The following is a 23,495-nucleotide window of genomic DNA, read 5'->3' as shown; positions in this document are numbered from 1 at the left end:
ATTGGACTAGGAAGGAGGAAAGATGTCTGTTCTGCGCTCTATTTTCCGTTACAAGGGGGTCCGGATTCGCCCTTGGATGATGAAAATTCCCCTAATCTTGTATAGCCTGCTGCTGCTTCCTGTATGGCTGGCTCTGGGCTTTTTGCTTTATCTTCGCATGGAAGATGTTCAGGCTCTGAATCAGGCTTTACTGCTGATGGTGGGAGCAGGGTTTTTACTGAACTTCTTTTTGGTCGCTTTTTTGAATCGTTTCTTAGAGGAGCGCTTGCTTTTCTGGAAAAAGCTTTTTCGCTTGAGTGTCTTGGCCCGCTATCTCTATGAGCGGGGCTATTACTATGAGAAAAAGAAGAAAGAAGCTGGCAAGAAAAGTAAAATCAGGTTCCCTAAGGTTTACTTGAGACAAGGCCGCTATGAATTGGAGGTCATGCTGGAGCTGTCCGGTTCTAAGTTCCAGGATCGGTTTTTAAAGCTGGGAGGGGAATTTGAAACGACCTTCTTTATGGACTATATCGAAGATACCTATGAAGAAAAGTTTATTGTCTATAAGCTGGCTTACTCAGCTTACCTCAACCGGATTCATGCACGAGATGTAAAAATGGTAAAAGGCAAAGGGTTAAAGCTATCCAAGTCTGTTTATTGGGATTTTGTGGAAAATCCCAACTTGCTTCTGGGCGGTGGAATTGGCGGCGGGAAGACCGTTTTCCTGCGCTCTCTCTTGGTTGGTGCGGGGAAAGAAGGCGCTGCTTACTTGTGTGACCCGAAACATGCAGATTTCGTTCCTTTGGCCCGACTGGACGTTTTTAAAGACCGGGTCTTTTATACCAAGGAAGACATTGTGGCCATGTATGAGCGTTTTGAACAGATGATGGAGGCCCGCTATGCCTACATGAATCAGCTCATGGAGGAGCGAGGGGAGAAAGAATTAGGGAATTTTGAAAAGTATGACCTAAAACCGGTCTTTCTCATTCATGATGAGGTCAATGCCTTTATGTCTGCTCTTGATGGGAATGATTCTTATGGTTTATGGGAGCGATTCAGGAAAGCAGATGACAATGTGACCTTGAAGGGCCGTCAGGCAGGCTGTTATTTGATTAAAGCCTTTCAGCGCCCTGGCCGTGATGATTTGCCGCTGAAAATCCGCTCCAATATGATGTTCCATGTCACCATGGGCCGCCTAGATGAATATGCTTATGCGGCTATGTTTGGAGAGGAAAACAAAAATAAAAATTTCCGTAATGTCACTCATTTGGCAGGTAAACGGGTCTATGGCCGGGGCTATTGTGCCAATTTCGGTGAACAGGCTCAAGAGTTCTATGCGCCTTTGATTACCAAAGATTTCAATTTCTATGACCTCTTTGAAACGTATGAGCGGATTGAAAATCCCTTTGATCCTCTGGAGGCAGGCAGTCAAGGTCAGCCTGCACCGGATATTCCTTTGCCGGTGTCCGAAAATCGAATTTTGACCCGCAAGGAAGCCCTGCAGGTCCTGCAGGGGGACTTTTCTGACTTAACGGACCGGAATGTCCGGACGGTCTTTGACCTCTTAAAAGAGGGAGCCTATGTTTTTGAGACTGGAGAAGCAGGTAGTCCAGTCATCAAAGAAAAGGACTTGGCGGCTTTCCGTCAGGTTTTTGAGGAGAAGGAACGCTCTGACAAGTCTTACAAGCAGATTGTCCAGGAGCAGTTTGGCTAGGGAGAGAGCGAACAGCGCCAGCTTGAGCGGTGAGGCGCTGGGCGCTTCTCTCTAGCTGAAAGCAGCCGGCCGTGAGGCGGGCTGCTTTCATGTAACCCCCTGTATGTTAATAAGGGGGTTACGGTGAATCACAAAATCATGAATGCCTTGAAGTTCTAAGCCTCAAGGCGATTTTAAAAATTGCTGAAAGAGGGACTTTCAGCGGTTTTTAAAGTCGAAAGACTGAAAGACTAAAAAAGGAAGGTGAATCTATGCTGTATGAAAGAGATTGAAACAAAGGATATGGAGCGGCTGCGGCTCTACTTGGGTTTTTCCAAGAAAGAGTTTAGTAAGCTCTTGACGGTTTCGCCGGCGACCTATAACCGCTACTTGGGAAAAGACACGGTGCCTTTTAAAAAGGTGGGTCTGCCCTTGCAGGAACTGCTGGCACTGAATAAAGAAACCAGTGTCCGCTTGACGGGACGGATTGACTATATCCGCTTCCGCTTTCGGACCTTGGACTGGCTGGGGGTGATAGATGAGGTCTTTGGCCTCAAGAAGAAACCCTTTATCCAGCATGACTTTGGCCGCTATGGCTATAGCGCTCTTGAGAATTTCAATTTTATCAATGTCTACCATTCAGAGAAAGATAGCGAGATGGGGACGCTGGTTGAGATGACTGGTCGGGGGTGCAGAGAATTTGAATGGTACTTAGAAAACGAGCAGAACGGCCGGACCTGGCAGGAGGTTTTAGAGGCAGCCTTGGCTTATGCTAAAAGGAAAACCAAGGCCCCAGAGGAGGCGGCGGATTTTCTCAAGATTACCCGGCTAGATGTTTCACTGGATGAGGGTTATAACAAGGAGGAGGGAAACTATAACTTATACCAACTAAAAGAGAAAAAAGAGCGGGGCTTGATTCAGTCCAAAATGCGCTCTTTCAAGTTTATTGATGGGGAAACCCAGAATCAGGCAGATGGCTGCTCAGTCTATTTTGGCTCCAGACAGTCAGCGGTCCTGCTCAATTTCTATGAGAAAGACTTTGAGCAGGCTCACCAGTCCAAGGTTTCCTTGGAAACCATTCGGGAGCTATACGGTTATAAAAACCGCTATGAAGTCCGGATGTTCGGTGACAAGTCTCATGATTTCCTGCTGGAGTGGTACTATCAGCGGGAAGATATGGCGAGAAAGGCGGTTGGAGTTATCAATGATAAACTCCACGTTTATGTCAGAAAAGGCAAGCGCCTGGTCTTAGACCCCGATTGGTACAAGCTCATGGGAAGCCTGAAAGCCTGTCAGTTTGTGACCGCTCCTCAGGAGGTGGCGATTGCAGAAAAGCAGTACCGCTGGTATGAGCGGGTGGTGGCTGGCACTAGAAAGTTCCTGGAGGAAGTCGAGGCAGTCACTGGCTCTGGCCGACTGGAGGAGATAGACGAATATGCAGAGATTCCAGAAAAACGCTTGAAAGAACTGGAATGGCTGCAAGATGAAAGCAAGGAGGTGGCAGTTTGAATAATAAAAAGGTAGAGTATATTACTCCTGATAATATGGCGGTCGTGGACCGTGAGCGTTTATTTGTTAAGGTAGCTGGTAAAACGGATCTGGTCTTTGCCAGTCGGTATTTTCCTACCTATCGGGGGTCTTATCGTTTATTGCAGATTCCAGTGCTTGAGCCCAAGGCACGGCCTCGCTTTCTGCGGGATTGCGAGATTGATTGGGATCGGATGCCGGAGGGGGTGACGGCTTTAGTAGAAACGACTAAACAAAGGAGGGGAGATGATTAATTTTAATCCAGTATTGAAAGAGCAATTACAGGAAAAGGAAGATTTGACCATTGTTATAAAGAATCTGGTTCACTTGATTCCCGACCGCTGCTTCTACTCTCCAGAAGTGGAGGAGAATCAAACCTACCGAGATTATCAGTTAGATATTCAAGAACTTGTTCAGGAAGTGAGGAAGTTCAAGCGGCCGGCTGACCGGGAAATGCTTAGTTCATTGATTAAGCAATATCTGGGAGAGCTGAAAGCCCTGGCAGATGGCAAGCGTCGCCGGTTAGAAGAAAAAATGTTGGAACTGGAGAGGAGCCAGCAGGTGCTCTGGCTTCTCTTTTTGGCGGCTAAATACCACAAAGAGAAGTTCTTACTAGAATCAAAGACAAGGAGGTAGAGCGTGTTTTATCATTTTTGGAAGCCACTTGGTATGCTGGAGTGGGTGCGGATGGCTTTTTCGGATAAGCTGGTACAAGAAAAGCTTATGGGCTTGTTCTTGAAACGGACAGAAAAAGGCAAGTCCCGCCCTCCTCCTGTTGCTGTTTGAATTAGTTGGGATCAGAGAATTTGAAAGAAACGAGGATAAAACAGATGGCACAAACACGAAGTGAAACGGATAAGAAGGTCTTGGGTCTTGCAAAGGAAGCCGGAGAATTGCTGGTTAATTATAAGTATAGTGAGGCTTGGCCGGTTATGGGGCAGTTATATGGCCTAGTCAAGAAGAAAGACGATCTGGCTTTACCAGACTACATGGTGGAGGCCTTGGAAAAGTATGTCAGAGACTACTACCATCAAAATGATATTGTGAATCAGGCTCACAAAGCCATGACCGCTGTCGGCGGGAAGATGGCCCAGATGGAATAAGAGGGAGGCGTTGCGCCTCTCTTTTTTTATTTGGAAGGAGGAAGACAGAATGATTGCCAATATACGAATTCGATCGGACGGTTCCAGTTCTGAGCTGTGTCAACTGGATTTGATGAAGTTCAGTATTGAGGGGGTCCGTCGGAGGATGGAAGAAAGAGGCATCCAGGAGGAGGATTTTTTTGTTTCTGGCTTCTCTGATTGGGGAGTAGATACAAATATGTCACTTCAGGAGGCCTATATCTTGAAAAATATGATTGCCAATCGCTATGAGGGGGATGATTACTTAGTTCAGTATTTATTCAAAGCTCATAAGTCTTTTATCTTTGTGATGGCTCATAACTTTAAGTTTGTGAGCAAAGATGAAGTAGAGCTTATGCAGTATCTTTTGAAAGAGGCGGATATGGATAAGGTTGTCACATTCTTTTATCAGGCCAGTAACTGGCCGACGGCGGTTCAATCTTATATCAGTAAAGGGATTGTGCTTAATACTCCCAGAGGTTTCTATGTGGAGGAGGTCTGACATGAGGATTTATACCATTCAAAAGGACCGGCGAGCAGAGGAGGAAAATCCTTACAGTGTTTGGCTGGGAGATGAATTGATTGAAAATCAGTTGTCTTTCGGAGAGGCTTTGTACTGGTCTTTTCGGGAGCTGCAAAGATGGGTCCAGCTGGGCTATCTCACGCAAGAGCAAGCAGATGGCATGCGGGGAGATATAGAAGCCTATAATAGCTTTGTATCTCGCTTGACTGGAGCCTAACAGTAAAAGTAAAGGAGAAAAAAGATTGAATGTAAAACAATGGCTTTCTGACTTGAAACAGAAAGCGCAACAAGTGAAGTTTCCCAAACCACGAAAAACAAACGTGGAAGTGAAACCGCGAAAGATTAGTCAAAGGGCAGCTAATCGGTTGCTGCTGGGGTTTGTAGTTGGGATTGTAGCGTTGGCAGCTTTGACGGTTGTTTCCAATGCCATTCGGAGCATGGGAACAAAGCCGGTTGTCCAGCAGGTGCAGGAGAAAAATTCCCGAACCTATTCCAATCAAGTCAGTCTGTTTATGGCTGACTTTTTAAGTCTTTATTTTTCAGAGAATAACGCTGAAAATCAAGCGGCTTTGAAAAAGTTCTATGCAGCAGGGCTGGATGTAAAATCCAGTGAAACGACGAATACGGACAGTCGGCTGACCAATGCGACCTTGGTTGAGGTGACCGATAGCCTAGCAACTTACCGCGTGGAGTATGCGGTTAAAGTCGGGGAAGACTGGCAGGATAACGTAGGCTTGCTTTCCATTCCCTACGGGGTCAAAGCTGGCCGTTTTTATGTGGCTGATTTGCCCTATTTCACCAATGAAAGCTCTTATGTGGCGAAAGGGGTGAAGTCAGGCCTGCGACTGAAAGACCAGCAGGACGACAAGAAAGACTTTGAAAAACCGAAGCAGTATGTGGAGGCCTTTTTCAAAGCTTATACCAGCGGGGATAAAACCCAGATGGCGCCTTTCTCTAAGGAAGTCCAGCCGGTTCAGGGCTACCTGCTGAAAAGCTTAGACTATGTTTATTTCATCCAAGACGAGCAGGATAAAACGAAACTGGTTGCTGTGGTGCAGGTGACAATGACGGATGCCTTTGAGATGGCACATCAGGAAAACTTTGTTGTGACCTTGAAAGCGGATAGTGATTCCTACCGTGTTCAAAACATGGAACATGGGATTGCTGAAAAGTATCGTAAACAGATTAAATAAGGAGAGTAAAAACTTATGAAAGAAATTGTAAAACTATTCTTGAGTGATGTTGGCGCTTGGACTGCGATTGGTATTTCTGGTGCTGTTGCTCTGATTATTTTCCTCACCTCACGTTCAGCGGGGAAGATTATTGGAACGATTGTTGCAGGTCTTTTGATTGCTTACTTCTGCTGGAATCCTGAAACAGTGATGAATAAAACATCAGAAATTCTCAATTTGCTTGTAAACATGTTCAAGATTGGCGGTTGAGCCTATGGGAACGGAAAAGAAAGATAAGAGGGCATATCATTATCGGTCGGCTTTTATGCAGCCGACCTGGATTCAAAAGATTTCTGATCGGCACTCGCTGCCAAATGCAATTAAGTTGTCTACGATTGGTTGGACGGCTTTTTTGCTTGTGGTTTACTATTGGCTGGTTGAAAATTTTGTTACCAAGGTGATTCCCATTCCCTTGCCTTTTTGGCTTGGTTTTGGTGCCCCGCCTTTGTGGCTGCTGGGAATTTTGCTGGCGGATTTCACGATTGAGCAGCAGGGAGTTTTTCGCTTTCTGCGAGACTATGTTCGTTTCTACCGACATTACGGCAGAAAACGAAAGAAACAAAAGATTAATGACGGTTTGCTTTACTATAAGCCGTCTTATATTTTAAAAAAAGAGGGGAAGAAAATCAGTGAGATTAGATAACCAAGTTGTAGATATTGTAGACAACCTGATTTTGAGAGCAGATGGCAGTGTCTTTGCGCTCTATGAAGTAGAGCCGGAGATAATGAATCCGGTCGCTTTTACGAAAAAAGAGCAACTGAAAGCGACGGTGGAAAGCTGGTTAAGCGATATTAAGCCTTACGGCGATTTTGATATTGCCATGTTGCCATTTCCCAAGGATTTGCTGGGGAAATTTCGGGAACTTTCTGAAAAGTTCGCAGAGGATACGGAGGAGATGGCTTTTTCTGTCCTTGAAAAATCTTATAATTACCTGATGAAGCGGGAGCTGTGCGACTATCACTACTTTATTTCCCTGCCTCTGAAGTCTTTCAATATTTCTGTGGATTTGAAAGAGGTCATCCAGGATTCTATCAATCATACGGCCGAGAAATTAGTAGAGGGATTTGGATTTCAGAAGAATGTCCTGGAGGGGTGGGAAAAGAAGTATGAACGTCAGCGGGAAAAGCTGGAGGAAGACTTGTCCTTGCTGGATTGCCGCCGGCTGACGACCAGAGAGACAATTTTTGTCAACCGCTACTCCTACCTGCATTCTTTGACTGCAGATCAGGAGTATGAGGTTAATCTGGTTGAAAACTGGATGGGGAATCTGGGGGATAAATCGATTGACTTTGAGAAAATCAATGTCTTGGAGTTGCTCAATGAAGAAGGTCCACAGTATGTGGCCTTTCTTCCGGTGGCTTACAAGCCCGAGAACGCTTCCTACTTGCATTTGATTGAGCGGGCCCAGTCTTTGGGCTTTCCGGTAGAGGTCTGGACCAAGGCAAAGTTTGCCCGGGTCAAAGGTCTGCCCTTTAACAATGTCCGGACCAAGGCCCGTAATGCCCGGCTGAAACTCAGGGGGGCCCAGGTAGAATCACTGGAGGCAGACAGCGTTCAGAAAAAATCTGTGGCTCAAAGCAAGTATCTGGTGGAAGATATTGAGCAGAAGATTGATGAAGGTACTCCTATCATCAATTACCTGCAGACCCTGGTCGTGTCCGATAGTGACCTGCAAATGCTCAAGCAAAAAATCAATCTCCTGATGGAGAAGATGAAGGGGGATAAAGTACGCCTTTCAAGGGCTACTCCTTATCAATTATATCTCTTTGCCAAAAACCGTTTTGGTGAAACACTGTCACTGGAGGATAAAAACTTTATCCAGACCTCAGAGGCGGCCGCTTTTGCGGAGGACCTCTTTTTTGTGACTCAAAAGGTCGGCCAGGATGTTGGCTTTTATTTTGGCATGATTGACAACCAACTTTCTAGCTGGAATTCAAAATTTGAGAAAGCTCTGGAAGCCAGTGATAAACCGGTGCTGGTGGATATCCTGCAAGCCAATGAGAAGGTGGAGGGAAAAAATACGGACAATCCCCATATTTCTTTAACCGGAGATACAGGGATTGGGAAGACCTTCGCCACCTCCAAAATCTTTTTCTATGCTAGCTTGTTGAATTGCCAAACACTCTATATTGATCCAAAAAGGGAAAAGAGGTACTGGTACAACAAGCTCTTGAAAGAGCTGGAAGAGACAGGTAGCTGTCCGGAGCTACAGGACTATATCCGTAGTATTCACTTTGTGACTCTGGACTATACGAATCCCAAAAATCATGGGGTTCTGGATCCGCTAGTCTTTTTGAGTGGTGAGCAAGCCAAAGACCTGATTCTTTCTATGGTCAATGAAGTCATGCCGCTGAAAGACAAAGAAAAGTTTGAAACCGAATTGTCTAAGATGATTCGGATTTTTGCGGCGAAGCGAGCCAGTGGTGAAACAGTTGGAACTTTGTCTGCTATTCAGGAATTGATGAAGTCGGATATTGAAAAGATTCGGGAGACAGCAGAAAACCTACTGGAAAAGATTACCGATTCCGTCTTGGAGTTGGTCTTCTCGGATGGGACCAATCCTGCGGTTGATTTGACCGCTCGCAATACCATTTTGGAAATTGCTTATCTGAATTTGCCGGCTGACGAACATGCAGAACTGACCTTGCAAAACAGAAAAGCCATGGCGGTGATGTACGCTTTAGGCGATTTCTGTATTAAGTTTGGGGAGCGGGACTATGGTACAAAAACGGTTATTGGTCAGGATGAAGCTTGGGTCCTTAGTGTCACGGCTTCTGGTCGTGGTCTGCAAGACCGAATCAGACGGATGGGTCGGTCTCAAAACTGCTTCTTCGTCTTTACTTCTCAATTACCAGAGGATTCTAATCGGTCAGATGGAGAAGCTTCCGCTTTTGGAACGTATCTGTGTTTCCATAATGATGCCCCAGGAAGTGCTGAGAAGGTTCTCAATCGCCTAAAGGTGGAAGTGACAGACGATAGTAAAGCCTGGTTTGACACTATGACTAAAGGCCAATGTCTCATGAAAGACACTTCCGGCCGAGTAGAGCGGGTCACGGTAGATGGTCTCTACTTCCCAGAGATGAGCCGGCTTTTTGAAACGGTACGCAAGCAAGAAAAACAAAAGGAGGGTGCTTAATGTTAAAATTTCTGAAACGGCTGGCGGTGATTGGCCTGTTTCTCTTGGCTCTGGTTCCGGCTGCGGTGTCGGCCAATACGCCGCCTCGGCCAGGAGCCAATGGCTATACGAATGAGAATCCTAATAAGAATATTGTTCCGAAGCAAAATAATGGTTATGCTCCGCCCAATGTTCAGGAGGCCCAGAAAAGGGAGGCGGAGCGTAAAAAGGAGGCACAGGACCAAAAGGAAGCTTCTGAAAAGAAGATTGACAAAGACAGGAACTACCAGTCTATCGAACAGAAAGCTGAGAATGTTGATCAGACCCTTGAAAAGGAAGACGCTTCTACAAAGGAGCTGGAGCAAGCCGAAAAAGATATGGAGGAGATTAAGCAATATATAGCCGACCATCCAGAAGAAGAGACAGCGGCTCAGATTCAAGGTCTAAAGACCACTCAGAACAATTTTGAGGAAAAAATCGCCTCAAAGAAGGAAGACGCAAAAGCTGCAGAGGAAGCTCAAACCTACTTGAAGCAGGCGCGGGACAGTGAAAATCCGGGAGACATGTCTAAGTTGACCTCCTATATTTATGTAGAAGGCGGCTTTTTCAATGCGGAGGACATTTGGCCCAAGGCGGTCAATGCCATCAGCCAGGGAATCTTTTTCTTGACCAAGGCCCTTTATTGCCTGACGATTATTGTTCTGGAGCAGGTCTTTTCAGCCAATACCTACCAGGAATTGGATAAGGTGGTGAATTTCTCTGCTAACTTTTTCAATACCTTCATGACAGAGTTTCGCTGGCTCATTTATGGCGTTTCTCTCATGTGGGGTGTCGTGGAATTTTTCAAGACCCGAAAATTTCCGATCCGGGCCTTTCGCTTTATCTTGGTCTGGTTCTTTGCCCTCTTTCTCTACCAGCAAAATGGTCTTCAGCTCAACTATGGGAATGCGAGGGTGCCCGCGACCTATAACCTCTCAAAAATCGTCAAAGCGGTAGATGGCATGGGTCAAGACATCACTCGCATGGCGATTCAGGGCTTTGACCAGCTGGACGATAGTGAGGCCAGCAAAAGCATTCAAGGCCAGTCTGGTGACAATCTGACCAAGGTCAAGGAAGCCATTTTCGACCAGCTGGTCTATCGCCCTTTTCTGGCTATGAATTTCAAGGCAGACAAGCTAAAGGACCAAGAGATTACCAATGTTCCAGAGGATAAGGTGATTGACCTATTTGAGACCAAAGGCGAGCAAGCGAAAGTTGAGAAGCTAGCTCAAAAAAATACAGATATTGAGCAGTTATCCTTTAACGCTATGGGAGTTAAATTTTTTACGGCTCTGGCTTCTCTGGTGAAAGCGGTAGTTGTCGGCTTTGCCTTAATTGTGATTGGCCTCATTTCCTTTGTCTTTCGCTACCTAGCCATTTTCCTGCTGGTCTTTCTGGTGCTCCTGCTTTTTGTGGCTATGATTCCGAGCTGTGAACAGGTGCTAGGTAATGCAGGAAAGAAACTCTTTCAATTTGTGCTCCTGGGCTCACTGGGACTCTTTTTCATCCGGGCTTTCCTCTTTGTCAATAGCTTGATTGAGGGAGTGTCTGGAGGGATGACCAAAGTTTACTTCTGGGTGGCTATTATCCAGGGCTTGGTCTGGGTTATTCTCTTTAAGCTGCGCCACTTGCTGGGGAATCTCTTTGTCAGAGGCACCCTGTCGGCTAAAGAGTTGGCCCAGAAAGCCCAGTCCGGCTTTGACCGCTTCTCTATGCCGCGGGTACCTGGAATGAATCGCTTGTCTCCTGCTCGGATGTTGCAGCGGAGTGGAGCGGTTAAGATGGCGGCAACAGCCTTTTCTGCGGCTCGTCTGGCTATGGCTGCCAATTCTGCTCGTACACTCTTTAAAGCAGGCAAGAATGGTGCGACCGGTCTCTATGACCGCTTGCGCTATGGAGCGGGTCCTAGTCTGGATAAGGAGGCAGCTCACCAGTCCAGAGCGGAGTTTAAGCAGAAACTGCAAGACAGCAAGGACAACCTCAGCCACCTCTTTACCATGCCAAAAGCGGAGCGTCTGCGCTCTAAAATCCATGATTTGGCTGGAGATACCGATACACCCGTCCAGCAGAGCTATCAGGAGCGGGAAAGTCGCCGCCTGGAGCGTCTGGAGCGCAAGAATCAACGCTTGAAACAGGAGGCGGATTTTGAGCAGTTCCGGGAGGAGAAACAAAGAAACAATCCGCCTTCCTCTAAAAACCCTTTGAAAAATCGGCTTGCAGTGCGAGGTTTGAAAAGGGAGTATCAAAAGGAGCAGCTGAAAAAACGGACCTTAGAGGAGAATCCGGCAGAGGACTTGTTTAGAAAGGGGAAAAAGTAAGTTATGAAAGCACTAAAAAGAGGACTGATCGGAGCGGGGTCTCTGTCCGTCCTTTTTCTTTCGTTTATGTTGTTTGTGATGGTCGGAGGCGGTACGGTCTCGTCAAAAACCTACTCGACCACTTCAGGTGGCGTTTCGATTTCTGCCGCAGACTTTGCACAGAAATTCACGGAGAAGACCGGCCGCCAGCTGAGCGAGGAGCAGGCCCAGACGGCTCTTGACTTTGCCGGGCGCTTGATGAATCAGCACCACTTCACCCTCCAGGGAGCGAGTGGCAGCCTAGCCGTGGCCTATCGGGAATGCGGCTTTGATTACAAGGCTGTCAATCCCAGCGGGGGCGTAGCTGGTTTCTATCAGTGGTCGGGCTGGAGTTCGACTATCAATGGGGATAGATGGGCCCAGGCCAAAGAGAAAAAGCTGGAGAAAGACATCCAGCTGGACCTCATGAGTACCGAGCTGACCGGTCCTTATGCACAGGTGACAGAAAAGGTCGGTCCCAGCACGGACCCGAAACAGGCGGCCCGCGACTGGTCCCAGTATTATGAGGGGGTGGCTATCAGCGATTCTCAGACCAAGGTCAGCGATATTGAACAGTGGGCGGAGGTCATCTATGACATCCTGAAAGACGGTCAGGCAACCTTTAATCAGAATAACAATACCGGTGCTAGTTCAACGGCTATGCCAGAGGGCTGGGGGAACATCAGCCAGTATGATGGGCATGCCTATGAAGGAAGTGCTTCCTATCCAGCCGGTCAGTGTACTTGGTACGTTTATAATCGTGCGAAGCAGCTAGGAATCCAGTTCGATTCTTACATGGGAAACGGTGGTCAGTGGGGGCAAAAGGCTGGCTATACGTCCAGTCATAGCCCTAAAAAGCACACTGCTGTTTCCTTTGTTCAGGGTCTAGCTGGCTCTGATCCGACATACGGTCATGTGGCCTTCTGTGAGGAGGTCAAGAGCGACGGTTCTATCCTGATTTCGGAGATGAATGTGATAGGGGTGCCAGCTCTGACGGTGGCTTATCGGGTCATTGATGCAACCACAGCTAAACAGCTCTGGTATGTGGATGGGCATTAAAATTTTTAAATAAGGATGGTGGAATTATGGTATAATGAGTTATATCAATTTTTGGAGGCAAATTATGAAAAATGATGTGATTCAAAAGGTTAAAATTGGCAGTCTTGATTTTGGAAATCCTTTTTTTGATTCTCTAAGGGCTGATTATCCGGAGTTCAATTCTTGGCTTAGTAGAAAAAGCGGAGAGTACGCCTATATTTTAGAGGATTACAATCAATTATTGGGCTTTTTGTATCTTAAAGATGAAGTAGAAGCTGATGAAAATATTACTCCTTCTTTTGATATGAGACGCCGTTTGAAAATTGGTACCTTTAAGATTGATTCTCATGGCACAGTTCTGGGGCAACGTTTTTTGAGTATTATTTTAAGAAAAATGCTTAATGAAGAGTATGATTTTACATATGTTACTCTGTTTCCTGGACAGGAAGGTTTAATTAATCTTTTTAAAAAATTCGGATTTCGTCAATGGGGAACGAAGAATAATGGAGAGTTAGTTTATTATAAAGACTTGGCAGTTTTTAATGATATCTACAAAGATTTTCCAAGAATTAATTTAGGAGTGAATTCCCAGAAACATTTACTTGGAATTTGGCCTGATTTTCATACAAAATTATTTCCAAACTCAAGATTAAATACTGAACGTACTCATGTGATTGAGGATTTGTCTTTTACTAATACTAGTGAAAAGATTTATCTAACGAAGATGGTCGGGGTTCAGAATATGTTTCCGGGGGATTTGGTTGTTATATATCGAACTGCTGAGGGTGGGAGGGCCGCAGAGTACTCTTCTGTTGCCACGTCTATTTGTACAGTTGTAGAAGTGATTAGTATATACGATTTTGTTTCAATAGGGGACTTTCTTCAGTATTGCGGGAAAGGCACAATTTTTACACAAAATGAGTTAATTAACTTTTGGAATACTAAACGTTATCCATACATTATCAAAATGTTATACAATCTTCCTCTGGAGAGAAGGATTGTTAGAAGAGATTTAATTGAGCAAGTTGGATTAGATAGAGATGAATATTTTGGCTATCTAACTTTGACAGATAATCAATTTTACAATATTTTAGAAATGGGTGAAATAAATGAAAGCTTTATTATCAATTAAGCCAGAGTTTGTAGAAGAAATTATAGAAGGGAGGAAAAAGTTCGAGTATCGGAAAAAGGTTTTTAAGCGTCCTGATGTTTCTTCCATCGTAGTTTACGCAACGAAGCCATACGGTAAAGTAGTTGGAGAATTTGAAATTGAAACTATTTTAGAAGAAAATATTGATAAATTATGGAATGATACTAAACATCAATCCGGTATTTCAGAGGAATATTTCTATGAGTACTTTAAAGATAGAGACAGTGGTTTTGCTATTCAGATTAAAATGTTTAAAGAGTACAAGCAACATCTTGAATTATCAGAATTTGATTCTACTATAAAAGCTGCACCTCAATCTTTTTGTTATATAGGGAGGTATTAGTTTGAAATATATTTTACTAGTAGGTGTTCATGGAGTCGGTAAAACAACTCTGTTAGAGAATTTAAAAAAAGATGTACGACTTGTTGCTCTGTCAATCAGCGACTTAATTCGACAAGCAGGAAATAAAATACAGTCATCTGATAAATTCACAAAAAATATAGCTAATAATCAAGAACTTTGGAAGCAAGAATTAGCTCATTATCCATTTAAGGACAATAATGTTGTGATATTAGATGGACATTTTACCCTTTTGAATCATTCAAGGGAAATTGTTGAACTGCCTTTTTCTACTTTTGATGGTTTGGAAATCAGTAAAATTATATTAAAAATAGAGCAGCCTGCCATTATTCGAGAGAGGTTAGAGAAAAGGGACAATGAGCATTGGGAACAAAATTTGATTGAATCTTTTCAAGATAAGGAGCAGAATCAAGTTTTGGAGTTCTCTCGTTTAAAAGATATTCCGGTTTTTATTTATGATAGTGATTTAAAATTGGAGGAACTAAAACAATTCCTATATTGAGTATCTAAGGGCAAGTCTAAGCAGGCTTGCTTTTTTTTTGTAAAAAGGAGGAAATGATATGAGAGATACGGTTAATAAGCAAGATTTGTTAAATGAAATGAGTGACTATAAGGCTCGTAAGGTTTTGAAGCAGGCGGTTGATTTGCTAGTTCAAGATGGTTTTTTGTTTTATCGGAATCAACGGAAAGTAGAGATTCCGCAAGAATATATTTATCGAGTTTTAGGAAGGAAAATTCAAAATGGCTAGAATCCGAAAGCGTGGGAAGACTTGGAGTTATGAAATAAAAAAGACAACTCTGCATAGATCATATAGCGGCAGTGGGTTTAAAACAAAAAAAGAGGCTGCTGCTAAAGCTAAAGAAATTGAAATGCAGTTAGCTAATGGCCAACTTTCTGTGTATGAAAATCCATTGACTTTGGTTGAATTATTTGATAGTTGGTTGGAGGTTGAAATCATGCCTCAGAATATTGATATTGAAACAAAAAATCGTTATACACGCCGTAGGGAGGTTATTAAAGAATATTTTGGAGATATACGTGTTTCTCATATTGTTCGTTCTAAGTATCAGAAATTTTTAAATTCTTATGGTGAGCGCTGTGAGCTGAATGAGCTGGGGCGTATGAATGCTAATATTGCAAAGGCAGTTGAATTTGCTAAAGCGGATAAAATACCGATTGATGATAGTTTCTTGAAGAACATCAAGCTTAATTCTATGAAGGAACGGAAGCATCCGGATAGAAAATTTCTGCATAGCCAGGCTGATTATGACAGAGTGGTGGAGTATCTGCTGATGTTTATGGATTATAGAAAATCTGTTGTTCCGCATGTTCTTTATTTTCAGTTTGTGATTGGTTTGAGACCGGGGGAAATCTTGGCTTTGAAATGGTCGGATGTTGATTTTGAAAATCAAGAGATTTATACTCATAGTCGTTGGTCTTCTCATAAGCATACTATTGTTCCGCCGAAGAATGATTATCATTATCGCAGAATTAACCGTAGGAATCCATCTGTTAGAAGGGTGCCGGTGAATAGTCAAGCCATAAAGATTTTAAGAGATTTAAAGGAGGAACAAGAAAAAATATTAAAAATTTTGAACTTAGTTAATGAGCAGGATTTTGTCTTTTTTCAGTATGGTAAGAAGTGGCCTGTACCAGATGAAACAACTTTAAATCAAACCTTGAAAAAAATTTTAAAGAAGTTGAAAATTGAGCCTTTGATTACTACTTATGGAGCCCGGCATACTTATGGAAGTGTAAAAGTTCGAGAAGGCGTTCCTTTGGAAGTCCTGGCAAAATGGTTCGGTCATAAGGACACAACCATGTTGCGAGAAATCTATATTCATTTATTACAGGAGACGAAAGATGAGTGGGCTGAGATTGAGAAAAGAAAAGATGGCGGACAAACTGGCGGACAAGTCTCAAAAACACAAGAAAAAAGCCTATTGGAATAGGCTTTTTCACGTTTTGACCTAGTGCCCCCTGCAGGGATCGAACCTGCGACCCACGGATTAAGAGTCCGCTGCTCTGCCAGCTGAGCTAAGGAGGCAATAGAAAAAGCTGTATTGGTGCCGGACCTTCACGATTTGTATTGAACCCGCGCAATTAAGCAGGTGGGCAACTCGCTCTAACTGAAGCTGCTTCCGCGTGACACGGCTTGCATGCTGTTAGAAGTCTTTTGTTTCCCTAATAATACAAAAAATAGTCGGTCAACACTTAAGTGTGAAGTCGTACACCACAGCGTTTCTATAATTATGATACCATAAATTTTGAAAAATTCAAGAGAAAAATGTGATTTTTTGCAAACGATGTCATCATTTTTTTAAGTCATCAATCTTATCCTTAGTCATTCCAAGGGCTCGCTCGTATTTGCCATTCTCATTAGGCGTGAAGTAATTGGCATCTTTTATCTTGTCAGGCAGATAGTCCTGCTTGACCCAATTGCCAGAATAGGAGTGAGGGTAGAGATAGTCTTGTGAGTTGCCCAGTTCCTTACTGCCGGCATAGTGGCCATCTCGTAAGTGGCGAGGGATAGGCAGGTTTCCATTCTTTCGTAAGTCAGCTAGGGCCTTGTCCATGGCTAGATAGGCTGAGTTGGACTTGGGCGATAGAGCCAGATCAATGACAATATTGGCAATGAGGATCCGGGCTTCAGGAAAACCAATCCGCTGGGCAGCCTCCAGAGCTGTGACAGTGTGGATTTGGGCGTCGGGATTTGCCAGGCCGATATCTTCGTAAGCGATAACGGTCAGGCGTCGAGCTAGGCTAGGCAGGTCTCCTGCCTCAACGAGACGAGCTGCGTAGTGGAGACTGGCATTGACATCGGAGCCGCGGATGGACTTCTGCAGGGCAGAGAGGACATCGTAATGGCCGTCTCCATCCTTATCCATGGTGATGTAGCTCTTTTGCAGGCTGTTTTCCATCACATCGAGCGTGATATGGCGGATTCCCTTGTCATCTTCTGGGGTAGAGAGCACGGCTAGATCCAGTGAATTGTAGGCAGAGCGCAGGTCTCCGTTGGTAGAGATAGCAATGAAATCCAGAGCCTCATCGTCTAGCTCCACTGGGAAATCAAATCCTCGTTCCTTATCCGTCAAGGCTAGCTGGATGGCTTTTCGGATGTCGTCGTTGCTGAGGGGCTCAAGCTCAAATATCTGAACCCGGCTTCGGATGGCAGGGGTGACAGAGAAGAAAGGATTTTCTGTCGTCGCTCCAATCATGATGACCAGACCGCTTTCTAAGAGCGGCAGCAGAAAGTCTTGCTTGGTCTTGTCCAAGCGGTGAATCTCGTCTAGCAGGAGCACCAGTCCGCCGGAAAATTTCGCTTCTTCAGCAATCTCTTGTAGGCGTTTCTTGCTATCTACCGTCGCATTAAAGGTCCGAAAGGCATATTTAGTTGTGCCGGCAATAGCCGAAGCGATGGAGGTTTTGCCGATGCCGGGTGGCCCGTAGAGAATCATCGAGGACAGGCGGTTGGCTTCAACCATGCGACGGATGATTTTTCCAGGTCCGACCAGATGCTGCTGACCGATAATCTGATCAATGTCAGTAGGCCGCATGCGCAGGGCGAGGTTTTCTGGCATAAGATTTCCTTTCTGCAAGTGTTTTTCTTGGTTTTTTGTGTTACTATTGTAGATAGTAATATTTTATCACAATGAAAAGAGGAAATCATGGCTAAGTACGGTTTTTTGGAGATATTGGACGAGGAAATGGGGAAGAGCTTTCCTTTTGACTATGAGATAAACTGGGATAAGAAAAATCACGCAGTGGAAGTGGCCTTTCTCCTTGAGGTGCAAAATCCAGGCGGGATTGAGACCGTTGATGCTGAGGGCAATGCCTCGGCTGAGGATATTTACTTTGAGGAAGCCGTGCTTTTCTATAATCCAATCAAGTCTCGTTTTGAGGCTGAGGACTATCTGGCAGCCCTGCCCTATGAGCCTAAAAAGGGGCTGTCACGGGAGTTTCTGGCTTATTTCGTGGATTTTCTAACCCAAACAGCTGAGTCTGGTCTCGATGCACTCATGGACTTTTTAGCTGATCCAGAGGCAGCAGAGTTTGAGCTGGCTTGGAATGCTGAGGCTTTTGAAAATGGCAGAGCAGATTTGACTGAGACTGACTTTTATTCCTATCCGAGGTATTAGGAGGCGCTTATGGCAAATGCAGAAGGACTAGATTTACTGCACAAACAGATGGAATTTTCTGGCTGCAAGATTGCCTTGATCTGTAATGATAAGTTGCTGACCATCTTGCGAGATGATATTTCAACCATTCCTTGGCCAAATATGTGGGAGCTGCCGGGAGGTGGCCGCGAGGGAGAGGAGAGTCCCTTTGAATGCGTTCAACGAGAGGTTTTCGAAGAGCTTGGTTTGAAGCTTGAAGAAGCGGCTATTGTCTGGGTTAAGGAATATCAAGGAATGCTTGATCCAGACAAAACCTCTATTTTTATGGCGGGAACCATCACTCAGGAAGAATTTGCCAGCATTGTCTTTGGCGACGAGGGACAGGCTTATCAGATGATGGATGCGAGCCAGTTCTTATCAGATAAAAAGGTTATTCCGCAGCTGCAGGACAGGTTGAGCGATTATTTGGAGGTACAAGCATGATTCATATTGAGCGGGCAGGAGCTGAGGATTTAGAGACCATTATTGCCATTCAGCGAGCGAGTTTTAAGGCCGTTTATGAGAAATATCAGGATCAATACGACCCCTATCTGGAGGAGCGAGAGCGGATTCGCTGGAAGCTGGTTGAGCGGCCCAATAGTTTTTATTATTTTGTCAAAGACGACGAGAAGATTCTGGGCTTTATTCGCTTGAATACAAATGACGAACAGACAGCAGGCTGGATTGGGACAGTGGCGATTTTGCCAGAGTACCAGAACAAAGGATATGGTTCTGAGGGGCTTGGTCTGATTGAGGAGAAATTTTCCAACGTTATGAAATGGGATTTGTGCACGGTTTTCCAGGACAAAGGCATGGTAGCTTTTTATGAGAAAAACGGCTATCATCAGACCCATACTGAGCCTGAAAAAGAGGGCATGGATATGGTTTACATGACGAAGACAATGAAATAAACAAAGAAAGGATCGTTCAGTTAAATTTCTAAACTGAACCCGCCCTAAACACTGTGGCAAAAAGATAAAGTTCTCTTAGACACAAACGTCGTCAGAGAATTTCCTATTTTGGCTTTGTGTTTTACGGGCTTGGTATTTTAAATATGGATACTTGGCAGGAATTAACGATTGAAGTGAAGCGGGAGGCGGAAGAAGCAGCCTCTAATATTCTGATCGAGCTGGGCAGTCAGGGCGTGGCTATCGATGACAGCGCAGATTATCTGGGGCAGGTTGATCAGTACGGTGAGCTTTTTCCAGAAGTTGAGCAGAGCGATCGGGTCAGGATTACTGGCTACTACCCGGATTCGGTGGATATAGAGGCTGTTGCGGCCAAGGCCAATGAGCGTCTGGCTGAGCTGGATGGCTTCGGATTGGAGACGGGAGATATTCAGCTGACTCGGCAGGAACTGGCTGAGGAAGACTGGGCGGACAATTGGAAGAAATACTTTGAGCCGGCTCGGATTACCCACGACTTGACCATTGTGCCATCCTGGACGGACTATGAGGCGACAGCTGGTGAGAAGATTATCAAGCTGGATCCTGGCATGGCCTTTGGTACGGGCACTCACCCGACGACCAAGATGAGCCTCTTTGCGCTGGAGCAGGTCTTGCGAGGCGGAGAAACGGTGTTGGATGTGGGCACAGGCAGCGGCGTCCTCTCCATTGCCAGCTCTCTCTTAGGCGCTAAGGACATCTACGCCTATGATTTGGACGAGGTGGCGGTGCGCGTGGCGCAGGAAAATATTGAGCTCAACCCTGGTATGGAGAACATTCATGTGGCGCCGGGGGATCTTCTTCGAGGTGTAGAAATCGAGGCGGATGTCATTGTTGCCAATATCTTGGCCGATATTCTTGTCCATATGACTGAGGATGCCTATCGTTTGGTCAAGGATGAGGGTTATCTGATTATGAGTGGAATAATTTCTGAGAAGTGGGAAATGGTGCGAAAGTCAGCAGAAGTAGCAGGATTTTTCCTGGAAACGCATATGATTCAGGGCGAATGGAATGCCTGTGTCTTTAAGAAAACGCAGGACATTTCAGGCGTGATAGGTGGTTAGATGCAGCAGTATTTTATAAAAGGAAGTCCTCAGTCCCCTCTGGTGGTCACGGATAAGGACACGGCCAAACATATGTTTTCAGTCATGCGGCTCAAAGAGGGTGACCAAGTCACACTGGTCTTTGATGATGGAGTAAAACAGCTGGCTCGGGTACTGAATCCCAGCCAGCAGAGCTTGGAAATCGTGGAGGAGCTAGCAGACAATACCGAGTTGCCTGTTCAAGTGGCCATTGCTTCAGGCTTTCCCAAGGGTGATAAGTTGGAGTTTATCACTCAAAAGGCAACGGAGCTAGGAGCCAGTGCTATCTGGGGCTTTCCAGCGGACTGGTCGGTGGCCAAGTGGGATGGCAAAAAGCTGGCTAAAAAGAGTGAAAAGCTGGAGAAAATTGCTCAGGGAGCAGCGGAGCAGAGCAAGCGCAATCTGATTCCTGAGATTCGGCTCTTTGATAAAAAGGCAGACTTTCTGGCAGCCTTGACAGACTTTGACCGCATCATCGTGGCCTATGAAGAATCAGCCAAAGAGAGAGAATCTGCAGCTCTAGTCCAAGCTCTGTCTGGCTTGGCAACCGGAGCAAAAGTGCTCTTTATCTTCGGACCGGAGGGCGGTCTATCGCCAGATGAAATAGCTGCCTTTGACCAAGCAGGGGCTGTCTCCGCTGGTCTAGGTCCACGTATCCTGCGGGCTGAAACTGCTCCGCTTTATGCCTTGACGGCAGTCAGTGTTTTGTTGGAATTGAGAAATGACAGTCTTTAAAAAGCAAAATCAGCAGCTATTTTGGCTGCTGATTTTTTAATCATTATTGTCTTTCACGTTTTTTGAGGGCGAAGATTCCTGCAAGTCCGGTCATGACAAGTGCCAAGAGTCCGAGCGAGGACGTCTTTTCTCCGGTTGCTGGGAGGCTTTCTGCCCCTGCCTGTCTGTGAGACGCTTGCTTGTTTGTGCTAGGGGCAACAGCAGTCAAGACAGGGAAATCTACTCTACTATGCTGCAGCTTGGCTGCTTCGACTGCGATAGTCGGAGAGCTTGGCTGCTCAATAGGAACCGGTTCAGTTTTCGGTGCGACGTAGACGAATTTGTATTCGCCAAATCCTTCCTGGGCGGAGGCTGCTAGATAGACGATGTCTCCGTCTGTATCAATCAAGTTCTTGGCCTTATCAGCTGTCAGGAAGCGCAAGTCAAGTCCCTTAATGGTATCAGCGAAATGCCAGTTTTGATCTGCGCTTGGATTGATATTTTTGACAGCCAAGATATAGTTGATGATAGCTTGGCGGTTTTCCAGATTGAGGAGACGATTGAGGCTGGCTTCTCGAACACCAGGGAAATTACCGTTAGACCGGTAGTTGTTGGTCACGACGATAAATTCCTGATTTGGGTCAATCTCCTTGCCTTGATATTTCAGATTACGGACCCGGCTGGCATTTGGGTTTGCTAGTTTCCCTTCGCGGTCGTATTTGTTCGGCTGGGTAATGTCAAACTCATAGGTAACACCGTCGATAACATCAAAGTTATAAGTCCGGTAGTCAGTATTGACCAGATTCTGCGGTTGGCTATTATTTGGGTCAATGGTATTGAATTGGCCAGCTGACATTTCCAACCATTCTTTGAGCTGGGCACCGTTGACCTTGAGGATAGCAGTTACATTATCGTAGAGGTAGAGGTCTGCTACGTTCTTGATGGCAATAGGACCAGCTGGAATGTCTGTGTAGGCCGTTGCATCTCCACGAGTTCCTGCCTTGAAAGGCGCTGCTGCAGACAGGATAGGAAGATTGGCTTCAGGCGTGCCAGCCAGCTCTTGCTTAGCATACCAAAGCTGAGCATTATTGACGATTTGCACGGATGGATCGTCTTTGACCAGAGAGAAGTAGCTTGTAATCGGTGCAGTCGTAGTACCGACTTGCTGGCGGACATAGTTGATAGTCCCTTGGTGGGATTCTTTGGCAATGTCAATGACGCGCTGATCGGCTACATTAGACTTGGTATCTACCTTGCGGATGGAGCCTTTGCTGTCAGTGACTTTCCATTTGCCGTCGGTATAGTTTAGCTTGAGGTCAATGACGCCCAGATGGTCGCCGTATTTTCCAGCCATGGTTACTGGAGTACCGTTGATTTTCCCGTTGACACCGTCTACGCCAGAATATTTTTCGTAGAATCCAGTTCCGTTTCCGCTTGGAAATTCTGCGTGGGAGTGGCCCGTTACAACAGCATCCACACCTGGCAGACTAGCGATTTGATAGCCTTCGTTTTCCTCGCCTTTTTCATACTTGTCATCTCCGATACCAGAGTGAGAAAGCACCAAAGTGATGTCTGCACCAGCCTTGCGCATCTCAGGAATGATGTCTCGAATGGCCTCAACAGAATCGCGAACGACCACTTTTCCTTCTAGGTTTGCCTTATCCCAGTTGAGAATCTGCGGCGGTACAATCCCAGTCACACCAATCTTGACGGTCGTCAAGCGTCCCTGAGTATCCGTAAAGGTCTTTTCGATGATTTTGTAAGGCTGATAGATGAATTTACCAGTCGCTGGATCCAGCACATTGGCATTGACAATAGGCAAGCCAGCTGTCTCAATCACGCGGTTCAGATAGTCCAGGCCGTAGTTGAACTCATGATTGCCTAGCGTACCAGCTTCAAAGCCCAGAGCCTGTAGAGCAGCATACATAGGGTGCTGCTCGCCCTTCTCCAAAGGATTCACAATGGCCTTGTAGGTTCCAAGCGGCGTTCCTTGGATGGTATCGCCATTGTCCACCAAGAGGACGTTCGGATTTTCTTTCTTGGCCTTCTCGATTAGCACGGCTGTTTTAGCCAGTCCTAAGGTCTCCACCGGCTTGTCCTGATAGTAGTCGTAGTTGACCAAGTTGGTATGGAGGTCGGTCGTTGCCAAGATACGAACATCGACAGTCTGTCCCTCCACTGGCTTAGTATCCTCAGTAGCTGCTACATTGCGAGCCATAGCCATCAAAGCATCAGTATTTCCACTGGCATTTTCTGGAGAAATAGCAGAGCTAGGATCCGTGCTCTCTGGTGTCGCAGGAGCTTCAGTAGGACTTGCAGCAGTCGTTGATTTTGCTTCAGCTGCGCTGCTTTCTACTGCAGCAGGATTAGCAGTGACCGGTGCAGTATTCTCATCAGCCTGAACAGCATTTACAGCTGCCGCAAGAGCTGCTGTACTTAAAAGCACAACCGTTTTTTGAAGGGATGATTTAGACATAATATC

At 45.5% G+C, this 23,495-nt stretch carries 26 protein-coding genes and 1 tRNA gene; 24 read left to right on the top strand and 3 right to left on the bottom strand.

The features are described 5' to 3' along the window. Positions 1 to 22: 22 nt before the first annotated feature. The 19 genes from K1I80_RS08900 (at position 23) to K1I80_RS08810 (ending at position 16,068) form a co-directional block, all read left to right on the top strand. Positions 23 to 1,693 (top strand): FtsK/SpoIIIE domain-containing protein, encoded by a 1,671-nt coding sequence (locus K1I80_RS08900; RefSeq protein WP_223313616.1) that lies wholly within the window; start codon positions 23 to 25, stop codon positions 1,691 to 1,693. Positions 1,694 to 1,951: 258 nt separating this feature from the next. Then, entirely contained in the window at positions 1,952 to 3,181 is a 1,230-nt protein-coding gene (locus K1I80_RS08895; RefSeq protein ID WP_223313615.1) for a replication initiation factor domain-containing protein, read from the top strand. Further along, entirely contained in the window at positions 3,178 to 3,453 is a 276-nt protein-coding gene (locus K1I80_RS08890; protein WP_223313614.1) for a hypothetical protein, read from the top strand. Before K1I80_RS08895 ends, K1I80_RS08890 begins: the two co-directional genes overlap by 4 nt. Next, positions 3,446 to 3,835: a hypothetical protein gene (locus tag K1I80_RS08885; RefSeq protein WP_223313613.1), complete on the top strand. Its 390-nt coding sequence runs from the start codon at positions 3,446 to 3,448 to the stop codon at positions 3,833 to 3,835. The genes K1I80_RS08890 and K1I80_RS08885 overlap by 8 nt, the downstream gene beginning before the upstream one ends. Positions 3,836 to 3,838: 3 nt before the next feature. Further along, positions 3,839 to 3,985, top strand: coding sequence for a hypothetical protein (locus K1I80_RS08880; protein ID WP_223313612.1), 147 nt, complete (start codon positions 3,839 to 3,841; stop codon positions 3,983 to 3,985). 44 nt (positions 3,986 to 4,029) lie between these two features. Beyond that, positions 4,030 to 4,302, top strand: a complete 273-nt coding sequence (locus K1I80_RS08875; RefSeq protein WP_223312739.1) for a hypothetical protein — start codon at positions 4,030 to 4,032, stop codon at positions 4,300 to 4,302. 49 nt (positions 4,303 to 4,351) lie between these two features. Beyond that, positions 4,352 to 4,822: a hypothetical protein gene (locus K1I80_RS08870; RefSeq protein WP_223313611.1), complete on the top strand. Its 471-nt coding sequence runs from the start codon at positions 4,352 to 4,354 to the stop codon at positions 4,820 to 4,822. Position 4,823: 1 nt separating this feature from the next. Next, positions 4,824 to 5,060, top strand: coding sequence for an asparagine synthase (locus K1I80_RS08865; RefSeq protein ID WP_223313610.1), 237 nt, complete (start codon positions 4,824 to 4,826; stop codon positions 5,058 to 5,060). A gap of 25 nt (positions 5,061 to 5,085) precedes the next feature. Further along, on the top strand, positions 5,086 to 6,036 hold the full coding sequence (locus K1I80_RS08860) for a conjugal transfer protein (protein ID WP_223313609.1): 951 nt from the start codon (positions 5,086 to 5,088) through the stop codon (positions 6,034 to 6,036). Between the two features lie 15 nt (positions 6,037 to 6,051). After that, the gene (locus K1I80_RS08855; RefSeq protein WP_223313608.1) at positions 6,052 to 6,285 is read left to right on the top strand and encodes a TcpD family membrane protein; all 234 of its coding nucleotides are present in this window, start codon (positions 6,052 to 6,054) and stop codon (positions 6,283 to 6,285) included. 4 nt (positions 6,286 to 6,289) lie between these two features. After that, on the top strand, positions 6,290 to 6,718 hold the full coding sequence (locus K1I80_RS08850; RefSeq protein ID WP_223313607.1) for a TcpE family conjugal transfer membrane protein: 429 nt from the start codon (positions 6,290 to 6,292) through the stop codon (positions 6,716 to 6,718). After that, positions 6,705 to 9,212: an ATP-binding protein gene (locus tag K1I80_RS08845; protein ID WP_223313606.1), complete on the top strand. Its 2,508-nt coding sequence runs from the start codon at positions 6,705 to 6,707 to the stop codon at positions 9,210 to 9,212. Before K1I80_RS08850 ends, K1I80_RS08845 begins: the two co-directional genes overlap by 14 nt. Next, complete coding sequence (locus K1I80_RS08840) at positions 9,212 to 11,548, top strand: hypothetical protein (protein ID WP_223313605.1); 2,337 nt, start codon at positions 9,212 to 9,214, stop codon at positions 11,546 to 11,548. The genes K1I80_RS08845 and K1I80_RS08840 overlap by 1 nt, the downstream gene beginning before the upstream one ends. Before the next feature lie 3 nt (positions 11,549 to 11,551). After that, complete coding sequence (locus tag K1I80_RS08835) at positions 11,552 to 12,625, top strand: phage tail tip lysozyme (protein ID WP_223313604.1); 1,074 nt, start codon at positions 11,552 to 11,554, stop codon at positions 12,623 to 12,625. A 64-nt stretch (positions 12,626 to 12,689) separates the two neighbouring features. Next, positions 12,690 to 13,736, top strand: coding sequence for a hypothetical protein (locus tag K1I80_RS08830; protein WP_223313603.1), 1,047 nt, complete (start codon positions 12,690 to 12,692; stop codon positions 13,734 to 13,736). Continuing rightward, the gene (locus K1I80_RS08825) at positions 13,714 to 14,097 is read left to right on the top strand and encodes an ASCH domain-containing protein (protein WP_223313602.1); all 384 of its coding nucleotides are present in this window, start codon (positions 13,714 to 13,716) and stop codon (positions 14,095 to 14,097) included. Before K1I80_RS08830 ends, K1I80_RS08825 begins: the two co-directional genes overlap by 23 nt. Position 14,098: 1 nt before the next feature. After that, positions 14,099 to 14,617: an ATP-binding protein gene (locus K1I80_RS08820; RefSeq protein ID WP_223313601.1), complete on the top strand. Its 519-nt coding sequence runs from the start codon at positions 14,099 to 14,101 to the stop codon at positions 14,615 to 14,617. A 58-nt stretch (positions 14,618 to 14,675) separates the two neighbouring features. After that, positions 14,676 to 14,864 (top strand): DUF3173 family protein, encoded by a 189-nt coding sequence (locus K1I80_RS08815; protein WP_223313600.1) that lies wholly within the window; start codon positions 14,676 to 14,678, stop codon positions 14,862 to 14,864. Beyond that, positions 14,857 to 16,068, top strand: a complete 1,212-nt coding sequence (locus tag K1I80_RS08810; protein ID WP_223313599.1) for a site-specific integrase — start codon at positions 14,857 to 14,859, stop codon at positions 16,066 to 16,068. The genes K1I80_RS08815 and K1I80_RS08810 overlap by 8 nt, the downstream gene beginning before the upstream one ends. Before the next feature lie 22 nt (positions 16,069 to 16,090). Here the strand turns inward: K1I80_RS08810 and K1I80_RS08805 are convergent. Then, a tRNA-Lys gene (locus K1I80_RS08805) sits at positions 16,091 to 16,163 on the bottom strand. 265 nt (positions 16,164 to 16,428) lie between these two features. After that, a complete protein-coding gene (locus K1I80_RS08800; protein ID WP_223313598.1) occupies positions 16,429 to 17,697 on the bottom strand; it encodes a replication-associated recombination protein A in 1,269 nt (422 codons plus the stop codon). Between the two features lie 87 nt (positions 17,698 to 17,784). On the opposite strand from K1I80_RS08800, the gene K1I80_RS08795 reads away from it, so the two are divergent. The 5 genes from K1I80_RS08795 to K1I80_RS08775 all read left to right on the top strand — a co-directional run bounded on the left by K1I80_RS08795 (position 17,785) and on the right by K1I80_RS08775 (position 21,034). Then, on the top strand, positions 17,785 to 18,255 hold the full coding sequence (locus K1I80_RS08795; protein WP_223313597.1) for a DUF3013 family protein: 471 nt from the start codon (positions 17,785 to 17,787) through the stop codon (positions 18,253 to 18,255). 9 nt (positions 18,256 to 18,264) lie between these two features. Further along, complete coding sequence (locus K1I80_RS08790) at positions 18,265 to 18,717, top strand: NUDIX hydrolase (protein ID WP_223313596.1); 453 nt, start codon at positions 18,265 to 18,267, stop codon at positions 18,715 to 18,717. Then, on the top strand, positions 18,714 to 19,184 hold the full coding sequence (locus tag K1I80_RS08785) for a GNAT family N-acetyltransferase (protein ID WP_125341182.1): 471 nt from the start codon (positions 18,714 to 18,716) through the stop codon (positions 19,182 to 19,184). Before K1I80_RS08790 ends, K1I80_RS08785 begins: the two co-directional genes overlap by 4 nt. Positions 19,185 to 19,327: 143 nt before the next feature. After that, positions 19,328 to 20,281, top strand: a complete 954-nt coding sequence (gene prmA / locus K1I80_RS08780; protein WP_223313595.1) for a 50S ribosomal protein L11 methyltransferase — start codon at positions 19,328 to 19,330, stop codon at positions 20,279 to 20,281. Then, complete coding sequence (locus tag K1I80_RS08775; RefSeq protein ID WP_223313594.1) at positions 20,282 to 21,034, top strand: 16S rRNA (uracil(1498)-N(3))-methyltransferase; 753 nt, start codon at positions 20,282 to 20,284, stop codon at positions 21,032 to 21,034. A gap of 43 nt (positions 21,035 to 21,077) precedes the next feature. On the opposite strand, the gene K1I80_RS08770 is transcribed toward K1I80_RS08775, so the two are convergent. Beyond that, entirely contained in the window at positions 21,078 to 23,489 is a 2,412-nt protein-coding gene (locus K1I80_RS08770) for a bifunctional 2',3'-cyclic-nucleotide 2'-phosphodiesterase/3'-nucleotidase (protein WP_223313593.1), read from the bottom strand. Positions 23,490 to 23,495 lie beyond the last annotated feature (6 nt).

The sequence above is a fragment of the Streptococcus sanguinis genome (assembly GCF_019929225.1).
Taxonomy (GTDB): Bacteria; Bacillota; Bacilli; order Lactobacillales; family Streptococcaceae; genus Streptococcus; species Streptococcus sanguinis_J.
The sequence above is the reverse complement of the archived record's forward strand: the minus strand, read 5'-3'. Positions and strand labels throughout refer to the sequence as shown.

Coding starts and splice junctions, on each gene's coding strand:
- K1I80_RS08900 (WP_223313616.1), top strand. CDS start 23: ATGTCTGTTCTGCGCTCTATTTTCCGTTACAAGGGGGTCCGGATTCGC.
- K1I80_RS08895 (WP_223313615.1), top strand. CDS start 1,952: ATGAAAGAGATTGAAACAAAGGATATGGAGCGGCTGCGGCTCTACTTG.
- K1I80_RS08885 (WP_223313613.1), top strand. CDS start 3,446: ATGATTAATTTTAATCCAGTATTGAAAGAGCAATTACAGGAAAAGGAA.
- K1I80_RS08875 (WP_223312739.1), top strand. CDS start 4,030: ATGGCACAAACACGAAGTGAAACGGATAAGAAGGTCTTGGGTCTTGCA.
- K1I80_RS08870 (WP_223313611.1), top strand. CDS start 4,352: ATGATTGCCAATATACGAATTCGATCGGACGGTTCCAGTTCTGAGCTG.
- K1I80_RS08865 (WP_223313610.1), top strand. CDS start 4,824: ATGAGGATTTATACCATTCAAAAGGACCGGCGAGCAGAGGAGGAAAAT.
- K1I80_RS08855 (WP_223313608.1), top strand. CDS start 6,052: ATGAAAGAAATTGTAAAACTATTCTTGAGTGATGTTGGCGCTTGGACT.
- K1I80_RS08850 (WP_223313607.1), top strand. CDS start 6,290: ATGGGAACGGAAAAGAAAGATAAGAGGGCATATCATTATCGGTCGGCT.
- K1I80_RS08840 (WP_223313605.1), top strand. CDS start 9,212: ATGTTAAAATTTCTGAAACGGCTGGCGGTGATTGGCCTGTTTCTCTTG.
- K1I80_RS08835 (WP_223313604.1), top strand. CDS start 11,552: ATGAAAGCACTAAAAAGAGGACTGATCGGAGCGGGGTCTCTGTCCGTC.
- K1I80_RS08830 (WP_223313603.1), top strand. CDS start 12,690: ATGAAAAATGATGTGATTCAAAAGGTTAAAATTGGCAGTCTTGATTTT.
- K1I80_RS08825 (WP_223313602.1), top strand. CDS start 13,714: ATGAAAGCTTTATTATCAATTAAGCCAGAGTTTGTAGAAGAAATTATA.
- K1I80_RS08815 (WP_223313600.1), top strand. CDS start 14,676: ATGAGAGATACGGTTAATAAGCAAGATTTGTTAAATGAAATGAGTGAC.
- K1I80_RS08810 (WP_223313599.1), top strand. CDS start 14,857: ATGGCTAGAATCCGAAAGCGTGGGAAGACTTGGAGTTATGAAATAAAA.
- K1I80_RS08800 (WP_223313598.1), bottom strand. CDS start 17,697: ATGCCAGAAAACCTCGCCCTGCGCATGCGGCCTACTGACATTGATCAG.
- K1I80_RS08795 (WP_223313597.1), top strand. CDS start 17,785: ATGGCTAAGTACGGTTTTTTGGAGATATTGGACGAGGAAATGGGGAAG.
- K1I80_RS08790 (WP_223313596.1), top strand. CDS start 18,265: ATGGCAAATGCAGAAGGACTAGATTTACTGCACAAACAGATGGAATTT.
- K1I80_RS08785 (WP_125341182.1), top strand. CDS start 18,714: ATGATTCATATTGAGCGGGCAGGAGCTGAGGATTTAGAGACCATTATT.
- prmA (WP_223313595.1), top strand. CDS start 19,328: ATGGATACTTGGCAGGAATTAACGATTGAAGTGAAGCGGGAGGCGGAA.
- K1I80_RS08775 (WP_223313594.1), top strand. CDS start 20,282: ATGCAGCAGTATTTTATAAAAGGAAGTCCTCAGTCCCCTCTGGTGGTC.
- K1I80_RS08770 (WP_223313593.1), bottom strand. CDS start 23,489: ATGTCTAAATCATCCCTTCAAAAAACGGTTGTGCTTTTAAGTACAGCA.